We start from the raw sequence: 16,203 nt of genomic DNA on the forward strand, positions 1-16,203 counted from the left end.
TCCGGGTTCAGTGGACGGTGCCATAACGGATCTCCAATCGACGGAGGACAAGCGTGCACGGAACGCTCACGATGAGGAAGAGCAGTGCCGCGAGCGTGAACGGTTCGATGTAGCGGAACTCGGACTGGCCGATCGCCTTGGCCACCGACATGAGCTCGAAGACGGTGATGGCGGACAGGATCGCCGAGTCCTTGAACATCTGGATGAGGTAGTTGCCCAGGAGCGGGACCACCCGGCGGACGGCCTGCGGCAGGACGATCCGCACCCAGGTGCGCGCCCTGGGCAGGTTGAGCGCCGTGGACGCCTCCCACTGCCCCGTGGGGACGCCCTCGATCCCGGATCGGTACACCTCGGCGGTGTAGGCACTGTAGTTGACGCCGATCACCAGGATGCCTGTGATCAGCGCACTCATCGTGATGCCGTACTCGGGGAGCACGTAGAACACGAAAAAGGCCTGCACGAGCAGCGGGGTACCTCGGATGAAGTAGACGCAGAACCCGAGCACCTGCGACACGACCGGGATCCTCAGATAGCGCAGGACCGCCACCGCGAGGCCAAGGACCACGGCGATGGCCATGCCGGCGAAGGTGAGCTGGATCGTGGTGAGAAGTCCCTCGAGGAGCTGGGGGATGATGCTGATCGCGAACGCGTTGTCCCAGATCATCAGCTCACCCCCTGCATCCGGCCGGTGAGGGCGGTCAACAGTGACCGCCGTGTCGCGGTGGGCGAGAACGTGCGCTCGAGCACCGCCACGATCCCCGAGATCACGAGCGAGAGGACGAAGTACAGGACGAGGATGATCGCGTAGATCAGCGCGGTCTCACCCGTGGAGGACCGGATGAGCCCGGCGTTGAAGGTCAGGTCCGCCACGGTGACCATCGAGACCAGCGAACTGTTCTTGAGCAGGTCCACCATGACGTTGCCCATGGGCGGGAGCATGGCCGGGATCGACTGGGGCAGCAGGATCCGGCGCATTCGCTGGGCCGGGGTCATGTTGAGGGCGATGGCGGCCTCGGTCTGCCCCTTGGGCCGGGCCGCGATGGAACCGCGGACCACCTCGGACGCGTAGGCCCCCTCGTTGAGCCCCAGCGCCAGGATGCCCGCGAAGAGGGCCGTGAGTTGGATCCCGAAGAACGGCAGCGCGAAGAACAGCCAGAACAACTGCACGACCAGCGACGTGCCGCGAAAGAACTCCACGATGCACGCCGCCGGCCAGCGCACCCAGCGATGCTCGGACAGCCGGGCCAGTCCCAGAGTGAAGGCCACGACCAGCGCGAGTAGCGCGCCCAGAACCGTCACGAGGACGGTCGTGACGAAGCCCTGCCTGATCAGGGGGAGGTATTCGACGATTGCATCCATAGGGGCCGGATCAGCCGTCGACGCTGCAGAGTTCCTCGGTGGTCACACCGTCGACGACCGTCGGGTCGAAGCCCCATTTCTCGAGAATCTCATCGAACTCCGGCGTGGCCTTGAACGCCTCGAGTTCGGTGTTGTAGGCCTCGAGGAAGTCCGCGTCATCGGGGCGGAACGCCGCCGACGAGCCGGTCTTCGGCGCATCGGGGATCGGATCGGTGACCTCTACGCCCTCCAGTTCGCGGAGTGACAGGGTCGGCAGCAGGAACGCGTCGATCCGGTCCGCCGCCAGGGCGTCCTGGCCGCCGCGGGCGTCGGTGACGTTGACGATCTGCTGCGCCGGGACCCCGGCCCCCTCGAGGATGCCCTGTTCGAAGCCGCCTGGGACCACACCCACGCGCAGTTCGGCGCGGTCGGTGACGTCGGCGATCGTGAGGACGTTCTTCGGATTGCCCGGCTTCACGCCGAACGACTCCGTCGAGACGATGACCGGCGCGGCGTAGTTAACCTCGGCACACCGTGATTTCTTCATGAACAATCCGGCGGCGATCGCGTCCCAGCGGTTGGCCTTGAGACCGGGGATCATCGCGTCGTAGCCGGAGACGATGCCCTCGACCTTGTCGATGCCCAGGCGCGCACAGACGGCCTTGACCACGTCCGGCTCGGCGCCGGTCACGGTGCCGTCGGCGGCGAGTTCGGTGTACGGCGGCTCGTTGCCGATGGCGATCCGGAGGCCCTGTGCGCGGGCGCGGTCGAGGAGTCCGCCGCCGCCCCCGGCCTCGGGGCCGCCGGGCTCGGTGGTGGAGCAGGCGGCCAGTGAGCCACCCACGGCCACCACGCCGCCCAGCGCCAGCGCGCCTCGGAACAGTTGTCGGCGTGAGATGTCGGTAGTCATCGGGCCCTCCGTCGCGTCGAAGTTAACGTCTCGTTCACCGTATGACCCCCGTCACCGTCCCGTGGCCGAATGGCATGCACCGCCAGGCATTTCCGTGGGTGGTCAGGACATCGCGCCGCCGGACCGGACCCGCGCGTGGCCGTCATTCATGTGCTCCACCAGCAGGTTCCGTGCCGTGACGGAATCCGACGCGCGGACGGCGTCCGCGATCGCCCGATGCTCGGAAAGCCGGGCCTCCGCATCCGTATACGTGCCGCGCATGGCGTGCAGACACATGCTCGTCTCCACCAACACCGTCTCGTGGACACGGGACAGGCGGGGGCTGCGGGCGGCCTCGACGAGCGCGTGGTGGAAGTCGAGATCGGCGGCCACCATCGCCGCGGACCGGGGCTCTCCGGCCAGTCCGGCCATCACGTCCACCGCGGCGTCGAGCGCGGCGGCCGCCTCGGCGCCACGGCCCGAGTCGAGCACCCGGTCCAGCGCGGCCGTCTCGACGGTGGTCCGGAGCAGATACATGTCGGCGACCGCCTCGGGCGTGAGCTCGGCGACGAACAGCCCGCGGTTGCGGTGCGAGACCAGCAGCCCCTCCTGGGTGAGCCGCTGCATAGCCTCGCGCAGCGGCCCCCGGCTCACCCCGAGCGAGCGCGCCAGCGCGGCCTCCCCCAACTGGTCACCGGGGCCGACGGTGCCGTCCGAGATCGCCCGCCGCAGCGCCCGCGCGATGATCGCGGGGGTCGACTCCTGCACCACCGGGTCGATCCCGGCGAGGTGATCGAGCTCGCTCACGAGGCCGCTCCGCCGGTGGCGTCCGCGTGGATCGGCGGCGGGGGCACGGCCTGCCGGAGCGCCGCCTCGAGCGCGGCCCCGGCGCGGACCACGAGCAGGTCCTCGAAGCGTGCCCCGATCAGCTGTATCCCGACCGGCAGCCCGGACCCGGTGAGGCCACACGGCAGTGACAGCGCCGGCTGCTGGGTCATGTTGAACGGGTAGGTGTACGGCGTCCACGAGGTCCAGTCCGGGCTGTGCCAGCCCGGCGGCACGTCTGAGCCGGCGGTGAACGCCGGGATCGGCATGGTGGGAGTGACCAGCAGGTCGTAGTCCCCGTGGAAGTCGGCCATCCGTGCCCCGAGCGCCATCCGTACGGCCACCGCGTCGAGGTAGTCGGCGGCGGAGAAGTCGTGGTAGCGGCCGAGCGCCTCGCGCATCGAGGGGTCCACGCGATCGATCGCGCCCGGCCCGTGCGGCGCGAGCACGGCCGCGAGCCCGGCGAACCAGAGAACGTGGAAGGCGTCCACCGGATCGGAGATGCCGGGATCCACCGTGTCGACGTGTGCGCCGAGGTCGGAGAGGACGCCCACGGCGCGGGTGACGGCGGCCTCGACGTCGTCGTCGTTCCTCCCGAATCCCAACGTCGCGCTGTAGGCCACGCGCAGGCCCTCCAGGGGCCGGTCCCCGCTGGCGCCGTCGCGCGCGGCGGCGAGGTATCCGCCGGGGCCGGGCGTCGTGGCGCGGGCGGGAACGGCGGACCAGTCGCGCGGGTCGGGGCGCAGGAGGGCGTCCATGAACGCGGCGGTGTCGCCGACCGTGCGCGTCATGGGACCGGCGTGGGCGAGGGTGCCGAAGGGGCTGGAGGGGAACATGGGGATGACGCCGTAGGTGGGTTTGAGCGCGACGATCCCGCAGAACGAGGCGGGGATGCGGACCGAGCCGCCGCCGTCGGTGCCCAACGCGAGGTGCCCGATCCCCGCCGCCACCGCCGCCGCCGCGCCGCCACTCGAACCGCCGGATGTCAGCGCGGGGTCGTACGGGTTGCGGGTGATCCCGGTGAGCGTGTTGTCGGTGACGCCCTTCCACGCGAACTCGGGCGTGGTGGTCTTGCCGATCACCACGCAGCCGGCCTCGCGGGTCGCGGCGGTGACGGGGGCGTCGTCGGGCCAGGCGGCGGGGTCGGCGGCGTCGGGCTTGTCGGCGAGCAGTCGGGAGCCGCGCAGCGTGGGCACTCCACGGGTGTAGAAGATGTCCTTGATGGTGGTGGGGACGCCGTCGATGGGGCCGATCGGGGCGCCGTCGCGGTAGCGCTGCTCGGCCTCGCGGGCAAGGCGCAGCGTCGCGTCCGGATCGGTGTGGCAGATCGAGTTCAGGTGGCCGTCGACCCGCTCGATCGCGTCGAGCGCATCGCGGGCCGCGTCGACGGGCGAGACCTCGCGGGACCGGAACTTCTCGGCGAGCTGGAGTGCGGTAAGTGACGCGGTCATCAGGCCACCTTTCGTCGGATTGTCGACAATCGTACAGTTGCGGCACGCCCCGTCAAGACCGCAGCGCCGGACGGCCTCCGCCGGAGCTTCTAGGCTGATCCCATGAGCGCCGCCGACCACTCCGCCCCCTCCACCGACACCGACCCCTCCGCCGACTCCACACCCTCCCCCGCCACCGAACCCGATCTCACCCCCGAACTCGCCGAGGCCCTGCGCCGCGCCGCCGCCACCCCGAACCTGGTCGTGGCCTGCGACTACGACGGCACCCTCGCCCCCTTCGCCGACGATCCCATGGGCGCACACCCCGCCCCCGGGGCCATCGCGACGCTCGCGCGCCTGGCCGACCTGCCGCACACCACGGTCGCCCTGTTGTCCGGCCGCAACCGCGCCGCGCTGGCCGAGGTCTCCGGCGCGGCCGCCCCGGTGGTCCTGGTCGGCAGCCACGGGTCCGAGTGGGAGGGTGGATTCGACGCTCCGCTCGACGACGACGACACCGCGCTGCTGTCCCGGCTGCACACCGAACTCGAGGAGATCGCCTCCCGCACACCCGGGGCACACGTGGAATCCAAGCCGACCGCGGCCGTGCTGCATGTACGGCCCGTCGAGGACCCGGCCGCGCGCGAGCGCGCCACGGCCCAGGCGATGGCCGGGCCCGCCGCGCTCGACGGAGTGTTCGTCACCCAGGGCAAGAACGTCGTGGAGATCGCCGTCCGCGAGGCGAGCAAGGGTGCCGCGATCGAGCGACTGACCGAGCAGGCCGACGCCGGTGTGGCGGTCTTCATCGGCGACGACGTGACCGATGAGCGCGGCTTCGCCCGCCTCCGCACACAGGACGTGGGGATCAAGGTCGGCGAGGGCGAGACCGTCGCCGGCCACCGCGTCGCCGACATCCCGGCCGTCGTGCGACTCCTGGGAACCCTGGCCGACCTCCGCTCCTGACGCCCCCGCGAACGCACTCCGACACCACCCCCTGGTTCGCCCTCTCCGGCGGCCGCAGTCGTACACTTACCGACAACGGTTCCCATTACCGACCTGTCGCACCCCAGGAGCTCAGACGTGACGACCACTCCTCCCCCGCGCACGCCACGGTCCCGCCACGCTGACGCGCACCGCTCGGCCACCCGCGCACTCGCCGCCGCGGCGACCGCGCTGCTGGGCGCAGGCGTCCTGGCGGCCTGCGGGAGCTCCGACGGCGCGACCGGTGCGGGGTCAGCAGGCCAGGACGGCGACGGCCCGAGCGTGGTGGCCTCCACCAGCGTGTACGCCGACATCGCGCGTCAGGTCGCCGGCGAGAACGCGACCGTCGAGTCCGTGATCTCCGACCCCGCCGCCGACCCGCACTCGTATGAGGCCAGCCCGGCCGACGCCGCCCGGGTCGCCACCGCCGATCTGGTGGTCTACAACGGCGGCGGCTACGACTCCTTCGTCGATCTCGCGCTCGAGAACGCCGGGGAGGTACCCGTCGTCCGTGCGGTCGACGAGTTCGCGCGGGTCACCGGCGAGGCTGTGCCCGCCCACACCCACGACCACGGCGCGCACGCTGGTCAGGACGACGACTCGGGCCACGACGACCACGCGGGCGACGACGACCACGCGGGACAGGGCAATCACGCGAGCAAAGACGCCCACGCGGAGCATGACGACCACGCGCACGCGTCCGGCATCAACGAGCATGTCTGGTTCCACCTGCCCACCACCGCCGCCGTGGCCGAGCAGGTCGCCAACCAGCTCGCCGAGCTCGATCCCGAGAACGCCGACGAGTACCGCGCCAACGCCGAGAGCTTCGGCGACGCCCTCACCCCGCTCGAGGCACAGGTCGACCAGATCCACGACCGCGGGCACTTCGCCTACGCCCAGACCGAACGCATCGGCGCCCACCTCTTCGACGCCGCCCACCTCGTCGACGAGACCCCCCGCGGATTCCTGTCCTCCGTCGAGGACGACGCCGACCCGTCGGCCGCCGACCTCACCGCGATGCTCGACCTGCTCCAGGAGCGCGAGGTCTCGTTCCTCGCGTACAACTCCCAGACCGAGACCGGCGTGACCTCCCGTGTCCGCGGCGCGGCGGAGGAGGCCGGCGTCGTCGTCGTCGACCTCACCGAGACCCTCCCCGACGACACGGACTATCTCACCTGGATCACCGACATCGTGGGGGACCTCGCCGCCGCCCTCGACGGCGCCACCCCGGTGGACGACGATGACCACTGAGCCCACGCCGATGCCCGGGGACCACGCGCGCGGCGTCCCCGGGCCCGGCCCCGTCATCGCGCTCGACGGCGTGACCATCTCGCGCGGCGGCCGCACCCTCGTGCGCGATCTCGACCTGCATATCCAGCCCGGCGAGTTCGTTGCCGTGCTCGGACCCAACGGCGCCGGCAAGTCCACCCTCCTCAAGGTGCTGCTCGGCGAGATCGCCCCGGACGCCGGCACCGTGACCGTCGACGGCCGCGCGCCCGGCGACCGCGGCACCCACCTCGGGTACGTGCCGCAGCAGCGCGCGTTCGACCCCGGCATCACCCTGCGCGGCCGCGACCTGGTCAGCCTGGGTATCGACGGCACCCGCTTCGGACCCGGCTGGCCCGGCCGACGTGGCGAGAAGCGCCGGATCGTCGAGGACTCGCTGGCCCGGCTCGAGGCCGGAAAGCTCGCAGACAAGCCGCTCGGCCGAATGTCCGGCGGCGAACAGCAGCGCGTGCGCGTGGCCCAGGCGATCGCGTGCGACCCGTGCGTGATGCTCTGCGACGAGCCGCTGCTCAGCCTCGACCTCACCGGTCAACGCACTGTCGCCTCCGTGCTCGACCGTCGGCGCCGCGAGGACGCCACCGCGATCGTCTTCGTCACCCACGAGATCAACCCCGTGCTGCCGATGGTCGACCGCGTGCTCTACATCGTCGACGGCCGGCACCGCATCGGCACGCCCGACGAGGTGTTCACCAGCGAGGTCATGTCCGACCTGTACTCCTCGCCCGTCGAGGTGCTGCGGGTGCGCGGGCAGATCGTCGTGGTGGGCGACACTCATCACCTGGTCGCCGAACCGTTCGGTGCGGGGCACCACCATCACGACGACGACAACGACACCGAGCACGGAGCACACTGATGGATCGACTGCTCGAGATCGGCCGGTCCCTCGCCGACACCGAGACCACCGCCTACCTGCTGCAGCAGGACTTCGTCCTGCTCGGCCTAGCGGCGATCGCGCTGCTCGGGCTGCTCGCCGGGGCGATCGGGCCGTTCATCGTCATGCGGCAGATGTCGTTCTCCGTGCACGGTGCCAGCGAGTTGGCACTGACCGGTGCGGCCGCCGCGCTGCTGTTCGGGCTCAACCTGGGGTTCGGCGCGATCCTCGGCTCGGTGGTGGCCGCCCTGATGTTCGGCCTCATGGGTTCGCGGGCCTCCCAGCGCGACTCGTCGATCGGCGTGATCATGGCGTTCGGCCTCGGCCTGGCAGTGCTGTTCATCCACCTCTACCCCGGGCGATCCGGGACCTCGTTCGCGCTGCTCACCGGGCAGATCGTTGGCGTGTCCGAGCACGGCGTGGTGCAGATGGCGGTGGTCGCGGCGATCATCTGCGGCGCCCTGATCGCGCTGTACCGGCCGCTGGTCTTCTCCTCGGCAGACCCCGAGGTGGCCGAGGCCCGCGGCGTGCCGGTCCGGGCGCTCAACCTCATCTTCGCGGTGCTCGTCGGGCTCGCCGCCGCGCAAGCCGTACAGGTCGTCGGCGCGCTGCTGGTGCTCTCCCTGCTCATCACCCCGGCCGCCGCCGCGGCCGCCGTCACCGCGAGCCCGGCGCGTGCGATCGTGCTGACGATCCTGTTCGCCGAGGTCGCGGCAGTGGGCGGGATGCTGCTCTCGCTCGCGCCCGGCGTGCCGGCCTCGGTCTTCGTCACCACGATCTCGTTCGTGATCTACCTCGCCTGCCGCGGGGTGGCCGCCCTGCGTCGCTGACGCCCCCGCTGCCGCCACTCGCCCGGACCAGCCGTCACTCCGGTACGTTCTGGCGGAACGCGTCCTGGGGAAACACTGACCGGGGTGACGGCTGACGGAGACAGGCGGGCCGACGGGCAAGGCCGGGCCATCGTCACGTGTGTCGGGCCTGTATCGACCGAGAGCGCCTGTGCCGGATGCTCTTGTCCCCGGTCTAATGTTGGCGGGATGACGGACCCCGCCCTTCCGACAGAACTCGACGCGATCCGGGCCGCGTTCCCGGCGCTGCAGTGGGAGTCAGTCACCCGCACCGAGGAGGGCTGGGACCACGTCGTGGTGATCTGCCACGGATGCTCCGGCGACGACGCACTCGGCCACAGCGACCTGGTGTTCCGCTTCCCCACCGACGAGCAGGCGGAGGCGCAGCTGCCCACCGAGATCGCGGTACTCGAGCACCTGGCGCCGCAGGTCGAGTCCGCGCTCCCCCGCTATACGCACGTGCCCGTCGATGCCGGGCCCGGAGTGGGCAGCCGCGCGGAATACGGGACGATCCCGTTCGCCGGGTACCCGATGGTCCGCGGGGATCGTCTCACCCCGGAGCTACTGCGCTCCCTGCCCTTCACCGAGCAGACGATCATCGCCACGCAGCTGGGTTCTCTGCTGTCTGCGCTGCACATCCAGGACGTCTCCGCACCGCCGATGGACCGCGTGCCCGCGTCGTACCAGCCCGAGAACCTTGACTTCGTCCGCGGCATCGTCGAGAACAACATGTCCGACGTCCTCGCGCCGGACGAGATGCGTACCGCCCGCGAGATCTGCGACGAGGTGGCCGCACTCCAGTCCACGCTGCTGCCGCGGGTGTTCCTGCACTACGACATCTACTCGCGGCACCTCTACTGGGAGAGCGGGACCACCTACTCCCCCGGTCGACTGGGCCTGATCGACTTTACCGATATGTGCATCGGCGACCCGGCGATCGACTTCGCGGAGTTGTACGAGTACGGCCCGCGGTTCGTCGAGGACGTCCTGGCCCGCTACGTCGGCCGGGTGGACGCCGGGTTCCTCGACCGGGCTTGGACATACCAGCGATTGGCTAGCCTATACGTCCTTGCCGGTCACCTGTACTACGGCGAGGAGACCTGGGAGTACGCACGCTCGGCATTCGACCGCTGTCGCTCCCCACACCGTCCACGAGCTTGAACGGCGGAGAGGCGCGTCAGGGTGCGGGAATCAGCCATTCCATCGGGATCCCCAACGCCTGCGCACCAGCCTGGACGAGGCTCCACGGCGCCATGGCGGAACCGACGATCAGCGAGCCGAGGCTGATGCCGCCGCCCTCCGGCGCGGGGAACTGGTTGGCGATGCCGCTGGCAATCTCCATCGACCCGTTATACAGCGAACCGAGCATTCCGATCTCCTTTGATCAGAGTTCAATCGTCAAGTGCGCCATGGACTGTACTTGACCAGTCGCGCCTCTCGCGTTGCTTGATCGGCCGCGGCTGTCGGCGCTACTTCTGCGTGCGCCGCTGACGCGCGAACTCCGAGAGCACCACGCCCGCGGCGACGGAGGCATTGAGGCTCTCCACGTCCGAGGCGATCGGGATAGACAGGATCGAATCGCAGTTCTCGCGGACCAGACGCGACAGGCCCTTGCCCTCCGAGCCCACCACGATGACGGTGGGGCCGGTGCCGTCGTAGTCGTCGAGCGAGACGTCGCCGCCGGCGTCGAGGCCGACCAGCTGCGCCCCCGACTTGGCCCACTCCAACAGCGTCCGGTTGAGATTCGTGGCACGGGCGACAGGCAGACGCGCCGCGGCACCCGCCGAGGTACGCCACGCGACCGCGGTGATCGAGGCGCTGCGCCTCTCCGGGATCAGCACACCGTGCCCACCGAACGCCGCGACCGAGCGGATCACGGCGCCGAGATTGCGGGGATCGGTGATGTTGTCCAGCGCGACCAGCAACGCCGGAGTCGAGGAGTTCATCGCGCTCTCGAGCAGGACACGCGGGTCCGCGTACTCGTACGGCGGGACCTGCAGACCGATCCCCTGGTGCATGCCGTTCGAGGTCATCCGGTCCAGGTCGGTGCGGGGGACCTCGAGGATCGAGATGCCCTTGTCCGCGGCGATACGGACCGCCTCGGTCAGACGCTCGTCGTTCTCGGCACCCACGGCCACGAACAGCGCGGTCGCGGGGACGCCGGCACGCAGGCACTCGACGACCGGATTACGACCCACCACCAACTCGGGCCCGTCCGCCTGCTTCTCCGCCTGCCGACGACGCTGCTGCGCACCCTGCGCCTTACGGTCGGCCTGCTTGGCCCGCCGATGCGCCGGGTGATAGGTCCGGTCCTCCGCCTTGGGAGTGGCGCCACGCGCCTCGAGGCCGCGGCGCCGCTGACCGCCGGAGCCGACGACCTGGCCCTTCTTGGTCCCCGCCTTTCGAATAGCTCCGCGCCTGCTCGAATTGCCCGCCATGTCAGTCCTTCCGGTTGGCGAGCGACCACTTCTGGCCGTCCGCGGTGTCGGCCACCTCGATGCCCGCCGCGACCAACCGGTCCCGGATCGCATCGGCGGTGGCGAAGTCCTTGTCCGCCCGTGCCTGTTGACGTGCCGCGAGCTCGGCCTGCACCAGGAGGTCGAGTGCCACGGCGGTGTCGTCGTCGTCGTCCCCACCACGGGCAGCCCACCCGGCGTCGAGCGGATCCACGCCCAGCACGCCCGCCATGGCCCGCACGGACGAGGCGGCGGCCACGGCCGCCTCCGTGTCGCCGGCCGCCAGCGCGGTGTTGCCCGCACGGACCTGCCCGTGGATCTCGGCCAGCGCGGCCGGGACGCCGAGGTCGTCGTCCATTGCGGCGGCGAACCCGTCGGTCCACGCGCCGACCGGCACTGCGGAGCCGGGAGCAGCGGAGCCGGACGAGCCGGCCACCTCCGCCACCCGCTTCACGAACGCCTCGATCCGCCGGTACCCGGCGGCCGCCTCCTGCAGCGCCTCCGGCGAGTACTCCAGCATCGAGCGGTAGTGCGCGCTGCCCAGGTAGTACCGCAGCTCGACGGGCCGGACCGCCGTGAGGATGTTCGGCACGCTGAGCACGTTGCCCAGAGACTTGCTCATCTTCTCGCCGGCCATGGTCACCCAGCCGTTGTGCAGCCAGTAGCGGGCGAACCCGTCGCCGGCGGCGTGGGACTGGGCGGCCTCGTTCTCGTGATGCGGGAACTGCAGGTCAAGGCCGCCGCCGTGGATGTCGAACGTGCCGCCGAGGTACCAGGTGGCCATGGCCGAGCACTCCAGGTGCCAGCCCGGACGGCCGTCGCCCCACGGTGTGGGCCAGCTGGGCTCGCCCTCCTTGGCCGCCTTCCACAGCGCGAAGTCGCGGGGGTCACGCTTGCCGCGCAGCTCCGCGGACTCGCCCTGGTCCACCTCGTCGAGCTTGTGGCCGGACAGGTGACCGTAATCGCCCTCCGGCGCCGCCGACCACGCCGCCACGTCGAAGTAGACCGAGCCCTCCGCCGGGTAGGCGAAGCCGCGCTCGATGAGCCGCTCCATGTAGTCGATCATCTGCGTCATGTGCCCGGTCGCCCGCGGCTCGGTCGACGGCGGCAGCACGCCCAGCACGTCGTAGGCCCGGGTGAACTCGCGCTCGTGCGTGGCCGCCCACTCCCACCAGGGGCGACCGTTCTCGGCGGCCTTGGTGAGGATCTTGTCGTCGATGTCCGTGATGTTGCGGACGAACGCCACGTCGTAGCCGGCGGCGGTCAGCCAGCGGCGGAGGATGTCAAAGGCCACGCCGGAGCGCACGTGCCCGATGTGCGGCGCCGACTGCGGGGTGGCTCCACACAGGTAGACAGACGCGTGCCCTTCCCGGACGGGGGTGAATTCCCGGAGGGTTCGGGTGGCGGTGTCATACAGGTGGAGTGTCACGGTGGCCGAGTCTACCGGTGCCGCGCCGTCGTTCCCGCTTTCCGCTTCCCGCTCCCCACGCGCGGCGCGGTTGCAGGCTCAGGCGCGGTAGACCAGTGCCGTCGCGGTGGCGAAGACTCCCTCGCCGCGGCCGGTGAACCCCAGACCGTCGGTGGTGGTGGCCGAGACGGAGACGGGCGCGCCGATGATCTCGCCCAGTCGCTCCTGCGCCTCGAGCCGCCGCGGCCCCATCTTGGGCCGGTTGCCGACCATCTGCACGGCGCCGTTGCCGATGGTCCAGCCCTCGCGTGCCAGCAGCTCCACGGCCTCGCGGAGCAGACGCTCGCCGGAGACGTCGTCATACTCGGGCCGCCCGGTGCCGACCATCGACCCGAGGTCACCGAGCCCGGCGGCGGACAGCAGGGCGTCGACGAGGGCGTGCGCCACCACGTCGCCGTCGGAGTGGCCCTCGCAGCCGTGGTCGTCGGGAAAGTGCAGGCAGGCCATCATGCAGGGCTTACCGGGCTCGACGCGGTGGGCGTCGGTGCCGATCCCCACGCGCGGGATGACGGGACCGGTCATGGGTTCTCCTCGGGGTCTGGGGGCGGCTCGGAGCCGGGTTCGGGCCGGTAGGGACGCCAGCCGAAGCTGATGGACTGCGGGCCGTCGGCGAGGCTGCGCTCGGAGGCCAGGTGAATCTCGGCGCGCAGGCGGTCCTCGCCGGTGGTGACCTTGAACGCGAGCGGGTCACCGTCGACCGTGGCCACACGGTGACCGAGCCGTTCGACGAGCCCGGCGTCGTCGGTGGCCACCTCCCCGGCGGCGTCGTAGGCGGCGAGCAGCACGTGTGGCGCGAAGCCCTGCGGGGTCTGGACGGCGCGCAGTGCCGCGCGGTCGGGGGTGCCCACCACGTGACCGGAGGCGTCGACCTGTTTGACCGTGTCGACGACCGGGACCACGGGCACCACCGCGACCTCGCCCGCGCGCACCGCCTCGACCACGCGCCGGATCGGATCGGCTGGGGTGAGGCAGCGCGCCGCGTCGTGGACGAGCAGGACGTCATAGCCCGCCGTGCCACTGCCCTGCGCGGCGGCGTCGCTCCCAGGCGCGACGTGGGCGGTGGTCAGTGCCGCGAGGCCGTGACGCACCGAGTCGGTGCGCTCGGCTCCGCCGGTGGTGACGACGACGACGTGGCCGTCCACCCCGAGCGGCGCCAGCAGTTCCCGGGACTCGTCCACGCGATCGTCGGGGACCACAGCCACCACGTCGTCGACGACCCCGGAGCCGAGCAGTCCGGCGACGGCGCGCTCGAGCATGGTCCTGCCGTCGAGTTCGACGAACGCCTTGGGGAGACCGGCGCCGAGGCGGACCCCCGACCCCGCGGCGGGCACGACAGCGGCCACCCTGCCCGTGGGGGCGGGGTGGCCGTGTCGAGCCGGGTGCGTCACCTGACGTGGTGGACGAACTACGCCGTGACGGCGGTGGCGAGCGCCTCGTCGAGGACCGCCTCGGCACGCTCGGGATCCGACTGCTCGGCGAGCGCGAGCTCACCGACGAGCACCTGGCGCGCCTTGGCCAGCATGCGCTTCTCGCCCGCGGACAGACCACGGTCGAGATCGCGACGCCAGAGATCACGCACGACCTCGGCGACCTTGTTCACATCGCCCGAGGCGAGCTTCTCGCCGTTGGCCTTGTAGCGGCGGGACCAGTTGGTGGGCTCCTCCGCGTGCTCGGTGCGCAGGACCTCGAAGACCTTGTCGAGGCCCGCCTGGTCGACCACGTCACGAACACCGACGTACTCCGCGTTCTCGGCCGGCACCTTCACCGTGAGATCACCCTGCGAGACCTTGAGGACGAGGTATTCCTTCTCGGTGCCCTTGACCGTCCGCATCTCGATCGCCTGAATGGTCGCGGCGCCGTGATGCGGGTAGACGACGGTGTCGCCGACCTTGAACTCCATGAGTGGCTTTCCCCTTTCGACTGAGCCATCTTAGCACGACCTCAGGGAACATGGTTTCTGTTTGCGCAGGTCAGCACCGTGCGCAGCCAATCCGGGCAGTCAACCGGGTGGAACGGGGCCACTCCGGCACCGGTCACGAACAGCCGTGGACTACGATGAGACGCGCCTGAGAGACGAATATTCCCCGAGGAGCCTGACGTGACTTCACTGAACACCGGCCTGCGCCGCACCGCGCTCGTAGTCCTGGCCGCGGGCACGGCCCTCGGAATGACCGCGTGCAGTGCCGGACAGATCTCGCAGACCGCCAACCAGGTCGCCGCAGTCGACGGTGGCCGCGGCCAGGCCGGCGATCTGACGCTGAACGACCTCCAGGTCGTCATCTCCGAGGACGGCGGCCAGGCCCGCGTCGGCGGCATGATCTCGTACACCGGCTACGGCCTGGGCGACGAGGTCTCCGTCGACTCCCTCGAGATCGACGGCAACCAGGTCCAGCTCGGCGCCCTCGCGCCTCTGCAGCGCGGCTGCTCGATCGAGTTCGACGCGACCGAGGACGCCGAGGCCGGCCCGGAGATCGAGGGCCTCTGCCTCGAGCACGCCACCGCCACCGTCCCGAACGCGGACGACCTGAACATCGGCGTCTCCGTCCCCGCCACGGTCAGCTTCAGCAACGGCGACCAGATCGAGACCGACGCCGCCGTGGTGGCCGAGCTCGTCGAGGTCGGCGAGTTCACCCGCCCGGCCGAGACCGCCGCCGCGACTGAGGGACACTGAGACGTCCGCCCTCTCCGCCCGCTCGGCTGACGGTTCGCCACTCGATCCCGAGTTCGTCCGCGTTCTCAGGCGCGTCGCCCCGGGCACGCCGTTGCGCGACGCGCTCGACCGGATCCGCCGTAGCGGCACCGGCGGCCTCGTCGTACTAGGAGACGACTCCGACGTCCAGTCGATCTGTGACGGAGGGGTCGTTCTGGACGTCCCGTTCACCCCGGCACTGCTCCGTGAGCTGAGCAAGATGGACGGCGCCGTCGTCCTCTCCACGGACGGAACGCGCATCACCAGGGCCAACGTCCACCTGGTCCCCGACCCCACCCTCCCGGCGAGCGAGACCGGCACGCGCCACCGCGCCGCCGAGCGGACCGCCCGGCACACGAGTGTCCCGGCCATCGCGGTCTCCGCGTCCATGACCACGGTGACCGTGTACTCCGGTGACCGTGCCAAGGTCCTCGCCGACCCCGTGGTGCTCCTGGCGCGGGCCGACCAGTCCGTGGCCGCCATGGAACGACACGGCGCCCGTACGGCACGGGCCCGCGACCGGCTCGACCGCGCAGAGATCGGTGGGTATGCCGCCGTCCGGGACGTGATCACCATGGCCCAGCGGCTCCTGCGCCTCGAGCGTCTGGGAGCGGAACTCGCCGAACTCGCGGTGGAGATGGGCGAGTACGGGCGGCAGACCACGCTGCAACTCGAGGAACTGCTCTCGGACACCCCCGACGAACTGTGGGGGCTGGTCGCCGACTACCTCGTGACGGGACAGCACGCAGCCGGCACCCACGTCGGCACCGACGTCGACCCGGATCACAGCGACCGCCCCTCCTCCGAGCAGGTCGCCGCCGCCCTCGAACGGCTCTCGGCCCTGTCCGACGCCGATCTGCTGCTCCCCGGCCCGGTCGCGCGGTGCCTGGGCCTGCCGGCCGAGCCGGAGGACCTGGACGCACAGGTCTCCGCGCGCGGTCACCGCATGCTCGCGCACATCCCCCGGCTCCGGCCGGTACAGATCGCGGCCCTGGTGGAACGCTTCGGATCGGTGACGGCGCTACTGGAGGCGGAGCAGTCGGACTTCGCCGACGTCGAGGGTGTGGGCGCCCTGTGGGCCAAGCACGTCCGCCAGCGACTCACCGGCCTCGTCACCGGCTGAA

17 protein-coding genes and 1 pseudogene are annotated in these 16,203 nt (G+C 71.0%); 7 read left to right on the forward strand and 11 right to left on the reverse strand.

Annotated features, from left to right (window positions below; genetic code table 11):
• Positions 1 to 7: 7 nt before the first annotated feature.
• The 5 genes from ehuD to OPF83_RS07855 form a co-directional block, all read right to left on the reverse strand.
• Positions 8 to 664, reverse strand: a complete 657-nt coding sequence (gene ehuD / locus OPF83_RS07835; RefSeq protein WP_264886792.1) for an ectoine/hydroxyectoine ABC transporter permease subunit EhuD — start codon at positions 662 to 664, stop codon at positions 8 to 10.
• Entirely contained in the window at positions 664 to 1,359 is a 696-nt protein-coding gene (gene ehuC / locus OPF83_RS07840; RefSeq protein WP_264886793.1) for an ectoine/hydroxyectoine ABC transporter permease subunit EhuC, read from the reverse strand. The genes ehuD and ehuC overlap by 1 nt, the downstream gene beginning before the upstream one ends.
• A gap of 10 nt (positions 1,360 to 1,369) precedes the next feature.
• Positions 1,370 to 2,248, reverse strand: coding sequence for an ectoine/hydroxyectoine ABC transporter substrate-binding protein EhuB (gene ehuB / locus OPF83_RS07845; RefSeq protein ID WP_264886795.1), 879 nt, complete (start codon positions 2,246 to 2,248; stop codon positions 1,370 to 1,372).
• 102 nt (positions 2,249 to 2,350) lie between these two features.
• On the reverse strand, positions 2,351 to 3,034 hold the full coding sequence (locus tag OPF83_RS07850) for a GntR family transcriptional regulator (protein ID WP_264886796.1): 684 nt from the start codon (positions 3,032 to 3,034) through the stop codon (positions 2,351 to 2,353).
• Positions 3,031 to 4,503 carry an amidase gene (locus tag OPF83_RS07855; RefSeq protein WP_264886797.1) on the reverse strand — a complete coding sequence of 491 codons (1,473 nt, stop codon included), beginning with the start codon at positions 4,501 to 4,503 and terminating at the stop codon, positions 3,031 to 3,033. The genes OPF83_RS07850 and OPF83_RS07855 overlap by 4 nt, the downstream gene beginning before the upstream one ends.
• Before the next feature lie 102 nt (positions 4,504 to 4,605).
• Between OPF83_RS07855 and otsB the strand changes: the two genes are divergently transcribed.
• From otsB to OPF83_RS07880, 5 genes are all read left to right on the forward strand, one after another.
• Positions 4,606 to 5,442 (forward strand): trehalose-phosphatase, encoded by an 837-nt coding sequence (otsB, locus tag OPF83_RS07860; RefSeq protein ID WP_264886798.1) that lies wholly within the window; start codon positions 4,606 to 4,608, stop codon positions 5,440 to 5,442.
• A 117-nt stretch (positions 5,443 to 5,559) separates the two neighbouring features.
• The gene (locus OPF83_RS07865; protein WP_264886799.1) at positions 5,560 to 6,711 is read left to right on the forward strand and encodes a metal ABC transporter solute-binding protein, Zn/Mn family; all 1,152 of its coding nucleotides are present in this window, start codon (positions 5,560 to 5,562) and stop codon (positions 6,709 to 6,711) included.
• The gene (locus OPF83_RS07870) at positions 6,701 to 7,600 is read left to right on the forward strand and encodes a metal ABC transporter ATP-binding protein (RefSeq protein ID WP_264886800.1); all 900 of its coding nucleotides are present in this window, start codon (positions 6,701 to 6,703) and stop codon (positions 7,598 to 7,600) included. Before OPF83_RS07865 ends, OPF83_RS07870 begins: the two co-directional genes overlap by 11 nt.
• On the forward strand, positions 7,600 to 8,448 hold the full coding sequence (locus OPF83_RS07875) for a metal ABC transporter permease (RefSeq protein ID WP_264886801.1): 849 nt from the start codon (positions 7,600 to 7,602) through the stop codon (positions 8,446 to 8,448). The genes OPF83_RS07870 and OPF83_RS07875 overlap by 1 nt, the downstream gene beginning before the upstream one ends.
• A gap of 207 nt (positions 8,449 to 8,655) precedes the next feature.
• The gene (locus OPF83_RS07880) at positions 8,656 to 9,627 is read left to right on the forward strand and encodes an aminoglycoside phosphotransferase family protein (RefSeq protein WP_264886802.1); all 972 of its coding nucleotides are present in this window, start codon (positions 8,656 to 8,658) and stop codon (positions 9,625 to 9,627) included.
• 16 nt (positions 9,628 to 9,643) lie between these two features.
• Here OPF83_RS07880 and OPF83_RS07885 read toward each other — a convergent pair whose 3' ends face one another.
• The 6 genes and pseudogenes from OPF83_RS07885 to OPF83_RS07910 form a co-directional block, all read right to left on the reverse strand.
• On the reverse strand, positions 9,644 to 9,835 hold the full coding sequence (locus OPF83_RS07885; protein ID WP_264886803.1) for a hypothetical protein: 192 nt from the start codon (positions 9,833 to 9,835) through the stop codon (positions 9,644 to 9,646).
• Positions 9,836 to 9,935: 100 nt separating this feature from the next.
• Entirely contained in the window at positions 9,936 to 10,904 is a 969-nt protein-coding gene (gene rlmB, locus OPF83_RS07890) for a 23S rRNA (guanosine(2251)-2'-O)-methyltransferase RlmB (protein WP_264886804.1), read from the reverse strand.
• A gap of 1 nt (position 10,905) precedes the next feature.
• Positions 10,906 to 12,351, reverse strand: a complete 1,446-nt coding sequence (gene cysS, locus OPF83_RS07895) for a cysteine--tRNA ligase (RefSeq protein ID WP_264886805.1) — start codon at positions 12,349 to 12,351, stop codon at positions 10,906 to 10,908.
• A 78-nt stretch (positions 12,352 to 12,429) separates the two neighbouring features.
• Entirely contained in the window at positions 12,430 to 12,912 is a 483-nt protein-coding gene (ispF, locus tag OPF83_RS07900) for a 2-C-methyl-D-erythritol 2,4-cyclodiphosphate synthase (RefSeq protein WP_264886806.1), read from the reverse strand.
• 116 nt (positions 12,913 to 13,028) lie between these two features.
• Positions 13,029 to 13,778 (reverse strand): annotated as a pseudogene (gene ispD / locus OPF83_RS07905) (2-C-methyl-D-erythritol 4-phosphate cytidylyltransferase); the annotation flags it as partial.
• 17 nt (positions 13,779 to 13,795) lie between these two features.
• Entirely contained in the window at positions 13,796 to 14,290 is a 495-nt protein-coding gene (locus tag OPF83_RS07910) for a CarD family transcriptional regulator (RefSeq protein WP_264886807.1), read from the reverse strand.
• A gap of 198 nt (positions 14,291 to 14,488) precedes the next feature.
• Between OPF83_RS07910 and OPF83_RS07915 the strand changes: the two genes are divergently transcribed.
• Together OPF83_RS07915 and disA are read left to right on the forward strand one after the other, a co-directional pair.
• Positions 14,489 to 15,061, forward strand: coding sequence for a hypothetical protein (locus OPF83_RS07915; RefSeq protein WP_264886808.1), 573 nt, complete (start codon positions 14,489 to 14,491; stop codon positions 15,059 to 15,061).
• A gap of 91 nt (positions 15,062 to 15,152) precedes the next feature.
• Entirely contained in the window at positions 15,153 to 16,202 is a 1,050-nt protein-coding gene (gene disA / locus OPF83_RS07920; protein ID WP_375546230.1) for a DNA integrity scanning diadenylate cyclase DisA, read from the forward strand.
• Position 16,203: the final 1 nt, after the last annotated feature.

This window comes from Dietzia sp. NCCP-2495 (assembly GCF_026011735.1).
Lineage (GTDB): Bacteria > Actinomycetota > Actinomycetes > Mycobacteriales > Mycobacteriaceae > Dietzia.